The organism is Bradyrhizobium sp. IAR9, from assembly GCF_013408065.1.
In the GTDB taxonomy this organism is placed as follows: domain Bacteria; phylum Pseudomonadota; class Alphaproteobacteria; order Rhizobiales; family Xanthobacteraceae; genus Bradyrhizobium.
Genome location: NZ_JACBZW010000030.1, coordinates 1 through 8,793 on the forward strand (window position 1 = coordinate 1; position 8,793 = coordinate 8,793).

General features: G+C 56.7%; 7 protein-coding genes and 1 pseudogene. 1 reads left to right on the forward strand and 7 read right to left on the reverse strand.

The window, feature by feature from the left end; genetic code table 11:
• Nucleotides 1-1,368 precede the first annotated feature (1,368 nt).
• The 7 genes and pseudogenes from GGD67_RS38960 to GGD67_RS38985 all read right to left on the reverse strand — a co-directional run bounded on the left by GGD67_RS38960 (nt 1,369) and on the right by GGD67_RS38985 (nt 7,828).
• Nucleotides 1,369-1,602 (reverse strand): hypothetical protein, encoded by a 234-nt coding sequence (locus GGD67_RS38960; protein ID WP_179740325.1) that lies wholly within the window; start codon nt 1,600-1,602, stop codon nt 1,369-1,371.
• Between the two features lie 16 nt (nt 1,603-1,618).
• Nucleotides 1,619-2,955: pseudogene (nhaA, locus tag GGD67_RS38965) on the reverse strand (Na+/H+ antiporter NhaA); the annotation flags it as partial.
• 572 nt (nt 2,956-3,527) lie between these two features.
• Nucleotides 3,528-3,803 (reverse strand): hypothetical protein, encoded by a 276-nt coding sequence (locus GGD67_RS38970; protein ID WP_179740327.1) that lies wholly within the window; start codon nt 3,801-3,803, stop codon nt 3,528-3,530.
• Between the two features lie 193 nt (nt 3,804-3,996).
• The gene (locus tag GGD67_RS39660) at nt 3,997-4,911 is read right to left on the reverse strand and encodes a DUF1254 domain-containing protein (RefSeq protein ID WP_246790894.1); all 915 of its coding nucleotides are present in this window, start codon (nt 4,909-4,911) and stop codon (nt 3,997-3,999) included.
• A complete protein-coding gene (locus GGD67_RS39665; protein WP_246790895.1) occupies nt 4,832-5,425 on the reverse strand; it encodes a DUF1254 domain-containing protein in 594 nt (197 codons plus the stop codon). Before GGD67_RS39665 ends, GGD67_RS39660 begins: the two co-directional genes overlap by 80 nt.
• A gap of 247 nt (nt 5,426-5,672) precedes the next feature.
• The gene (locus GGD67_RS38980; protein ID WP_179740329.1) at nt 5,673-6,626 is read right to left on the reverse strand and encodes an ABC transporter substrate-binding protein; all 954 of its coding nucleotides are present in this window, start codon (nt 6,624-6,626) and stop codon (nt 5,673-5,675) included.
• Nucleotides 6,627-7,432: 806 nt separating this feature from the next.
• On the reverse strand, nt 7,433-7,828 hold the full coding sequence (locus GGD67_RS38985) for a hypothetical protein (RefSeq protein WP_179740331.1): 396 nt from the start codon (nt 7,826-7,828) through the stop codon (nt 7,433-7,435).
• Between the two features lie 379 nt (nt 7,829-8,207).
• On the opposite strand from GGD67_RS38985, the gene GGD67_RS38990 reads away from it, so the two are divergent.
• Nucleotides 8,208-8,669, forward strand: a complete 462-nt coding sequence (locus tag GGD67_RS38990; RefSeq protein WP_179740333.1) for a MaoC/PaaZ C-terminal domain-containing protein — start codon at nt 8,208-8,210, stop codon at nt 8,667-8,669.
• Nucleotides 8,670-8,793: the final 124 nt, after the last annotated feature.

An 8,793-nucleotide genomic window follows, 5' to 3' on the forward strand; every position in this document is an offset into this window, starting at 1 on the left:
CGGGAATCATATCGCGCGAATCACATCAAGCGCAGCGTTTTCACACAGCCAGGGTCACAAGCGGCCCTCAACGGCCATCACCGTGAAGGTCCGCTTGGGGCCAACAGCGGAAGCAAGGTATTCTGAAATGAAAGAGGCCGCCAACTGAGGCGGACTTAATTCATCTTGCGGCGGAGTTTCCGAATGATCTCGCGGAGGTCTTCTACGTACTCCTCAATAAGGCGACGTGCGTCGTCCAGCCGTGACGGCTTGGCTTCCTTGCCCTCAGTCTGTTTATCGGGCGCGGCCATGGCCCGACGATCTGGCGTGGCGCTATGCGCCGCTTGAGATAGATCAAGGGGGCCCAACTGAGGCGGCCTTACCTAACTTGGCCGCCACGCCGGATCGGTGAGGCGGATGGCGCGAACGTTGGGATTGCTGTTGAAGATTTAGCCTCCCGAGCGATCTTCAGCGCAGCGCGGCTGACCTACAGCCCAAAGCCCGGTCGCGGCGAGCCGGCCTGCATTCGCGCGGAACTAGAATTTAGATCGTTTGAAGAAATATCATCCCGACGACGGTCACAATAAAACCGATTGCCGTCACTGCGGCGAAGCACCGCTCTACGCTATCCATGAACGCACCCCCTGCCAAAAGAAATAACTTCATCAAAAGTGAGAGCTGGCTGTCACCGTCGAGGGGACTTTGAGCAACCAAAAGCGCTCAGCCGCCACACCCTGCGCCGATGGCGTGATGTTCGTATCATCTCGCATTGCTGGGAACGAGAAGCTAGATGTGCACGGGTGATCGCGCACCGCATCATTGGCTAAATGCTCCCAATACTCAGCTTCGGCGAGCAATTTCCAACTTCTATCGGGATGATGCGCGGCAGTCTGACGGCACAACGATGCCATCGCGCGTAGGCGACTCGCAGTATCCACCTACTCCTCCCAATGCTTTTGTGTTTTCCACCCTATTTTCTATTTTTGCGTCGGAGTCATTATGATTATGACAAAGAACCAATTTTAATTTCTAGAGCGCGATTCGGCTTTCGTTGCGGCTTCAAATCGCGTTTCATTTACAGAAGCTAAGGGGCCCCGAATGACAGGGCCTTATTCGGTCACTTCGTCGGCGCTACTGAGGAGGCAGACCTGCCGCGCACTGCGCCGACAGACGCGATCGGCCAGAAGCGGAAGTCCCGTATCAGGTCTGGCCCGCAGCCTTGATCAGTTCAATGGAAAATGAAGTAGAGAAGGTATATCGAGTAGCCAAAGGCAAGAAGGCCCACTGCTACTGAAAGCGAAAGGAGGAGTTTGTCGTCTTTCATCGATAGCTGCTCGCGATCGGAGCGAGGTGATGAAGTTCAGCGGGACCAGGGCCAGCGGTTGGCAGTCATATCTCACCGCTTTGAGTTGAAACAAGCCGAATAGCGGCAGGACCTTCAATATTGGCGCCAGCGTACTTCTGCGCAGCCGAAATATGGGTTTCGACGGCAGATTGGTTGTATGAGGGGTGCTTGGGATCTAGATGCAAGGCAGTTTCGACAATCATTACCTGAGTGATTCCAGAGGGCAGAACTTCAACGGCAAATGATACGAAGGACACGTGCGGAGCTTTGAAGGACATTGAATCGCCTTCACTGACGTCGCGCGTAGAAGGCGCCCCAGCCAAGGCCAAGCGTGGCGGCTATGACCGAGCCCAACAGGACGCCCAATTTTGCCGCCCTCAACAAATCTTCATTGGAGAAGCCAGCATCGAGATGAAGATGGACATGGTGAAGCCGATGCCTGCCAGCAGTCCGACAAGAAGGACGCCGCCCCAAGAAACTCCGGGAGCAAGGCGGCAGAACCCCGATCGTACGGCGATCCAAGTTGCTCCGATAACGCCGAGCGGCTTCCCTGCTATCAGAGCAAGTGCCGTGCCCATCATCACCAGCAGGCTGGCAGCAGGGAGATCATCCGTACCCGTTATGCTGACCCCTGCATTCGCCAACGCAAAGATGGGCATCACTCCGTAAGCTACCCACGTATGCAGTGCCATTTGCACGCGCGACACAGGCGGCAGAATCTCGCGGCGAGCGACGTGAAGGTCGCGCAACGCTTGCTGCAACGAATGCGGATCACCCTCTTTCATCGCATCGCTAGTCTTCAACTGTCCAAGTGCTCGCGATGCCACATCAAGCGGAGGTTCCCGCATTGCTAAGGGGCGAGCCGGAGTCATCAGCCCGAGCACCACTCCTGCAAGTGTTGGATGGACCCCGGCGATGAAGAAACCGCCCCAAATCAACAAGCCCGGAACCAAATAAGGCAGTGCCGCACCGATTCCGACGCGTTGGAATGCTAAGACCCCAAGAATGCCAAAAGCTGCGATAACAAAGCCGCCCCACTGCAGACTTTCGGTGTAGAAGACGGCGATGATCAAGACTGCAATGATGTCGTCTATAATCGCTAGTGCGAGCAGGAAAACTCGGACATTGACCGGGATTTTTCGTCCAAGCAGGGCGAGGACGTCCACGGCAAAGGCGATGTCCGTCGCGGTCGGCACCGCCCAACCGTGCCCCCGAGCAGGATCATTGTTGAGGCTCAAATAGATGAGTGCCGGTACGAGGACGCCACCGGCCGCAGCAACTAGCGGCAGAACAGCCTGGTCGAGGCGGCTCAATGCGCCTTCATGAACCTCCCGCCGAATCTCCATGCCTACAACAAGAAAAAAGGCAGTCATCAAAACGTCATTCACCCAGAAATGCAGTGACTGGGAGAAGACGTGCTCGCCAAGACCAATTGCGAACGGCAGATTCCAAAAGACGTGGTAGCTATGTGCTGCCGTCGAATTTGCCCAGAACAGTGCCGCAGCCGCTGCAACGAGAAGCGCTAAACCGCTTACCGCCTCGACATGCAGAAATCGATGAAGTGTGTTCGCAGCCTGTTCCGCCAGCCGCTGGGCTGTGGGTAAATCGCCAAATGTAGGTTTGTAATTCATGAGCGCAGGTCATCCGCGTGGCGGCCCGACCATCGCGTTACCTGTCGCTGCCCAATTCAGCGAGCACCCATGCGTCCTTATACAAGGCGATGGTGGCAATTCAAGACCGAAACAAGCGCTGCGTTCTATTTGGTGAGCCATGTCACGACGGCGGCAAAGCCGACCGCGAAGAACACCAAAACGATTGGAGGATAGAGTACGACAGCGGTATCAAAGCGTAAGAACTATGGATGCTCTCCCGCCCTGTTCGGACGGCCGACAAACGAAAGGATGAGTGCGATCACGAGGAACGCAAAACCGCTCCACAAACTCATGGCGATTTCCTCCGTCTGGACAGGAGACAGGCGTCGCCCACCAAGCGCAAGCTAGCCAATCGTCGCATGCGCCCTGGGACCAAAACCGCTGGATAAGACCGTCATGGGTTAGCAATTTTTCGCCAGCAGATAGCTCGCAAGCGAGCGGCGATCGAAGCGGGCACGACCTCGCATCCGGCCTGCGTCGGATAACCGACACCGGAATGCGCTCAACCCTGTTCGGTTAAGGGCCAAATGCGGGTCATGGAGCTGAGAGAGTCAGATAAAGCCTTCGATGTATTCTCGCACCGCCTTTGTGTCGCCAGCCGCGGCAGCACAGATACCGAATGCATGGATTTCATGAGGCAATGCGCTGCTTGGGCTCTTGACGATATCCGTCATCATCGAAGAAACCGCCTCGCGCATACGGCCAGCGCTCAGAAGCGCGAGCGCGGCTTTCTTGCTCCGTTTGAGATGTTCTTCTCGCGTTAACATTGAAGGCAGGTGGCGGATGATACTAAAAACAAGCCTGTTCCTTACTGACTTGGCAGTCAATCTCGTGAGAGTGCCAAAAGCAACGGAGCCCGCTCCATGCTATCGCGCGATGTCCATTGAGGAGCGGTGAGCGGACCTCTAGCAGATGCGGCGCAACTTCGCAGTTGGGCCAGAAGAGGCCGTCCGTAGCGACTTCGCGCGCAGAGAACTCCGCCGGCACTGTACTTCGTGCGCCGGGCGGAGTTAGTTTTAATCAGTTGACCTTGACGACGTGCGGCACTTTCCAGCTTCCATCAATGATGGAAGGGGTAGTCTCTTTTGGCCAGTACATCCGCAGCATTAGGACAAAATCACCTTTCGGTGCGGGCAGCCAGTTAGCTTCTTTCTCTGCGCCCGGCGACTCGTTTTGGAAGTATAGCGTCAGCGACCCGTCGGCATTAAACTTCGGATTGTCCCGCATGCTCACGGTAAACCTGTTGAGTGGATTTGGGACGAACCACCAGCCTTGGTCGATCATATACATGGTGAACGACCAGAAACCGTTGACGGGGGGCGTCGCATCTCTTGGGAAGGTCAACGTGTACTTGTTCGCACCGCTCAGCTTCTGTCCAGCCGAGTCCTTTTCGGTGTTCGGATAGACAGCGTCACGCTCTTGATTGGCAGGCCAGCCAAATGCCGCCACCACCGCTCGCTTCATGTAATCGGCAGGGCCGTAGGTACCCAACCCTTTGGTAACCGACCAGCCGTTGACTATCCCACCAAGGTTTTCCTTGTTTGCCTCGATCTTCTTCAGAGCTGTCTGTGGAATGTCCTTCAATGCTTGCTGAACAACTGGGTCAAGCTTGCTCATTTCGAACGGCTTCCCAGGCTCGATACCAATTTTCGCCATGCTCGCGAGTATCGGTGCATCCGTCGCAGGCGCCGGAGCCGCGGATGCCATCAGTTTTGCCAATAAATTGAAGTATCCCTCCGTTCCCATGGCAAGAATGACCGACTGCGGTTTGTCGGTCATGCTGAAACCCGGACTCGGATTTACCGGCGGTGTCACAGGGGTATACGGCTTTCCCCAAGCGGAAAGGGGCGTAATCTTATACAGTGCCTGCAACGCGTTGACGGCCTTGTAATCGTCCTCGCTGCCATCGGCATATGTGCGGCCGAGAATGACCATAGCGCGTAGCCACTGGAAAATGTTTCATATCCGCCGGCACCTCACCTTTCCAGCCCGGCGCGGTGAACAAGTAGTTGGCTGCCTTTCCGCTTGCAGTCCGCTTGCCCGGCGATAACTCTGAATCCGACATCCACAAATCGGTAAGCTCAAAGAGATAGAAACGGTCGCCCATGTCTGGGTGACTGAATACCTGCGGCTCCGCAAGATCGAGCCAAGCAACCGAGTAAAGCGTGTCAGCGTTGGGCGCGGAGACGCCGCGATAGTCCGCAGGCGGATAGCGCGGAACGTTGACGAATTGACCGGTCGGGCTTGTGAACCCCTCGATCTTTGGCACGTTGCTCATCTGAACGCGGGTCACTTCAGTCGTGATCAGCGAATAGCCATAGACATAGGCATCGGTGGCGATCTGCTGCGCTTCCGCGGGCGATTGTGCGCGCGATGGTACGGCGGCCGCCAAGCACGTCGATACGGCAACGCCAAGAACAAGCAAAACACGTCGATCGATCGGGATCATGCAGGCACCCTTTCTTACGTTAGACAACCGTTTGAGAGGTAGGGGGCAGGTCGGCACGCTAAAGTAGAAGCTCCAAAGAAAAGCATGCACGCAAAACCGCACTATTGATTCAGATCAACAGGTGCCCTTCCGGAAAGGCGTTTGGCGTTGTCAGCCAAGCCGGAGATCGGCTTTGGGCCAGAAGCTGCCATCACGGAACATGCCGAGATTGGTCAGCTAAGGGCCAAGAGGCGACATCACCTGCGTATTACTCAATCACCTCGTCGGCGCGTGCCAGCACCGCGGCAGGGACGATCAGGTCTAGCAATTTGGCGGTTCTCAGGTTCACGCTGAATTCAAATGCAGTCGGCCGTTCGACTGGAATATCGCCGGGTGGAACGCCGCGAAATATCTGAGCGATCTGATCGGCCATGCGCTTGCGAAGTTCTGTGCGGCGGGGGCCATATCCGATTAGACACCCCGCGTGTGCCATATCCGCCCATTCGCATACTGTTGGCAGCTTGGCTTCGAGCGCAAGAGCTGCTAACTGCCTACTATCCTGCGCAAATTGTGGAAACGCGCCGATTATCAAGGCCTGCGCGCCTTGAGCCTGCATCGCAGCAAAGACAGTCGCGTAATCACTTGACGAGGCGGCAGGAAACACAAGCGCTTCAACGCCAAGCCCAGCCGCCGCTTTCCGGATAGCTTCGCTTCCTCCGCTCACGGGTGGGACCAGCGCCGCAACACGTCGGCGATCAGGCACCGCTTCGAGCAAGATTGAAAGCCGCTTGGCTTCAAGCTCATCGAAGGCAATCACAACGCCAGTAACGTTGCCTCCTGGCCGCGCATAGGTCGTAGCGAGGCCAAGCATGACCGGGTCGTTACCAAAAGCGACGACCGGCACGCTGCGTGTGGCCGCGGCAGCAGGCCTTAGCGCGGTGCCAATGGCGATAACTGCGTCCGGTTGACCGGCGAGCAGTTCGCTCATGAGAGCCGGCAGCGAAGCCGAATTGCCGACACGCGCGTCGAAGATGAGATTGCGGCCTTCAACGAATCCAAGCCTTGCGAGTTCCGGTAAAGTAATCTGGCGGGTAGCTGCTTCGGGTTCCGATGCAGTCGCAAGGTGCCCGAGACGGTAGATGCGGTTCGCCCTCTGGGCGCGGACAGCCAGCGGCAATGCTGCCGTCCCAGCCAGACCAGCGATGAACAGCCGTCGGCGCATGCCTCCTCGCACTCAACTCGCAGAGGGTTGCATAGGAAAGTTGGCTTTTCAGCAGAAATCTTCGGGATTGACAGATGTCAGCATTGGGTCAAGGGCCGCCCTCAGCAGCTTTGATGGTGCAATTCAGCTTGGCCCTCGGAAGCGGACGGTGTGAGGCCAGGAGTGGAAGTCAGCCACGGGCCATGCGTGGCGTCGCAGGAGCGACCGTTCAGGTGCAGCGAAGGGCGAGCAAAAACATTTGCCGGGACGTGAACCAATTCACATCTGGCGAGGCCGCCCAGCGGCAGTATGAAAGTGGACTAGAATGGGGAGCGGTTTTCCGGCGGATGCACTGTCTGGGACGGAGCGGCTCACGCTGTCACAGGTCAAACGTCACGCCCGAACGGCGACACTGGCATTGGAGCCGCCTAGATCGACGAGTACGCGCGCTGACAGAGGCGATCAGCCGCGTTCGACGATTGCCAACCCTCCTGCTACGGAGTGCTCAATGAGTGGCGAACGGTGGCCGTACTTTGCCGGCGTTGCATCGATCATCTTAGCGATATCCTTTGCGTACTTGCTTGAACGGAAGTGCCAAAGAGACCTTGCATTTCAGCGCTCCTTTCCGTCCGCACTGTCCGAGCTAATTGTAGGAAGCGAGCCGATTAGGTGTTGGTTCAGCAATTGACCTATGTGGAGGCCGACTTCTGCTCTGGGTCAGAAGCTGCCATCACGCAACATGCCGAGATTGGTCAGCTAAGGGCCAAATCGGACAGCGCCCCGATCACAACAGCGAAACAGTTGGCAATCAGTTCTTACAAGGCCGATCAATCGTCTACGCCAAAGTCCGTCAATTTCCAGCCGGATTCATCCTTAGCGAAAGAGTAGATGATCGAGTCGCAAAAAGCAGAGTAAGTAACCACCCCCTTGGGGGATGTGTCCTTGACAGGCTTCTGCTTGGCAAGACACGCCCGATGCGCAGGTCTGAAAGCACCCTTCCAGATCACAGGAAACTCCGCCGCTCGCCGCAGATCCTGGTAGAGGACAGGATATTTAATCATGTCCGATACGGTCTTCTGGTCGCTCTTGCCGACTGCAGCTTTGAACTGCGTCCAGAACGTTGTGAAACCGTCATCGCTCCCTGCCGCCAGCCCCGGTCCCGCTGATGTTAGCAAACCAGCTACAAACAGCGCCCCGCCGATGACCGGTCCGATCCAATTCATTTTAATCTCTCCAGCGTCTACTATCGGACTTGAGACCAGCCGGGCACCAACCTCGCGACATCTGTCGCAAGAGAGAACTTGTAGGTTCACAAGGAAAGGTCGCCTGATCTACAACTATTATCGGATATTGCTGCTCGAGTGGCCTCGGAAACTGAAAGCATCAGGTCCGCTTCGGATCAAAACCGGCGGTGGTGCCGTCCCTCTCGTGAGTCCGCTCTCCGAAGAGAAGACCCAACGGGGAGTTACAGCGAGCGGCAGCTTGGGGCCAATAAGCGACATCCCGGGCCTCCTTGCCAAAGTCCATTTGGTGCCGCCGTCTGAACCGTCTTACAATCTACCGTGGTGTTGGATTGCGGTCATGGTGCAGGAGGATTGACCAATGACCAGCAGGTATTTTGAAGAAATCGAAGTTGGCGACAGCTTCAAGGCTGGCCCCTATTTTGTCTCCAAGGACGAAATAATACAGTTCGCAAAGCAGTTCGATCCACGGCCGTTCCACCTCGATGAGGAAGCTGCGGCTCGTTCAGTTTTTGCGGGACTGTCGGCATCCGCTGCCCACACGTTCGCGATTTTCATATCGTTAACCAACAAGTTGCAGCCTCCGCGCCGTGTCCTTGCCGGAATGGGCTGGGACGAGCTGCGGCTGCCGAATCCGGTACGCCCAGGAGACGAGCTCGATCTTGAAGTGACCGCTTTGGAGAAACGGGAATCGAAGTCGAAGCCAGATCGGGGCATCGTGCGCAACCAGGTCCGTTTGCGTAATCAAAGACGCGAAATCGTATTGCAGGCGATCGGCAACATTCTCGTTGCGAGGCGCCCGGATGCGAAAGCAGCCACGTAGGCCTTTGTCGGCTTGGTCGGCTGTCTGCTATGGGTCTTGGTCGTGTAAAAACAGCCTTACAGGACCGCGAGTCTTGAAGCCAAAACTGGGCCGGCCTCAGGCCGCGATCGCGGCGATCAGCGGC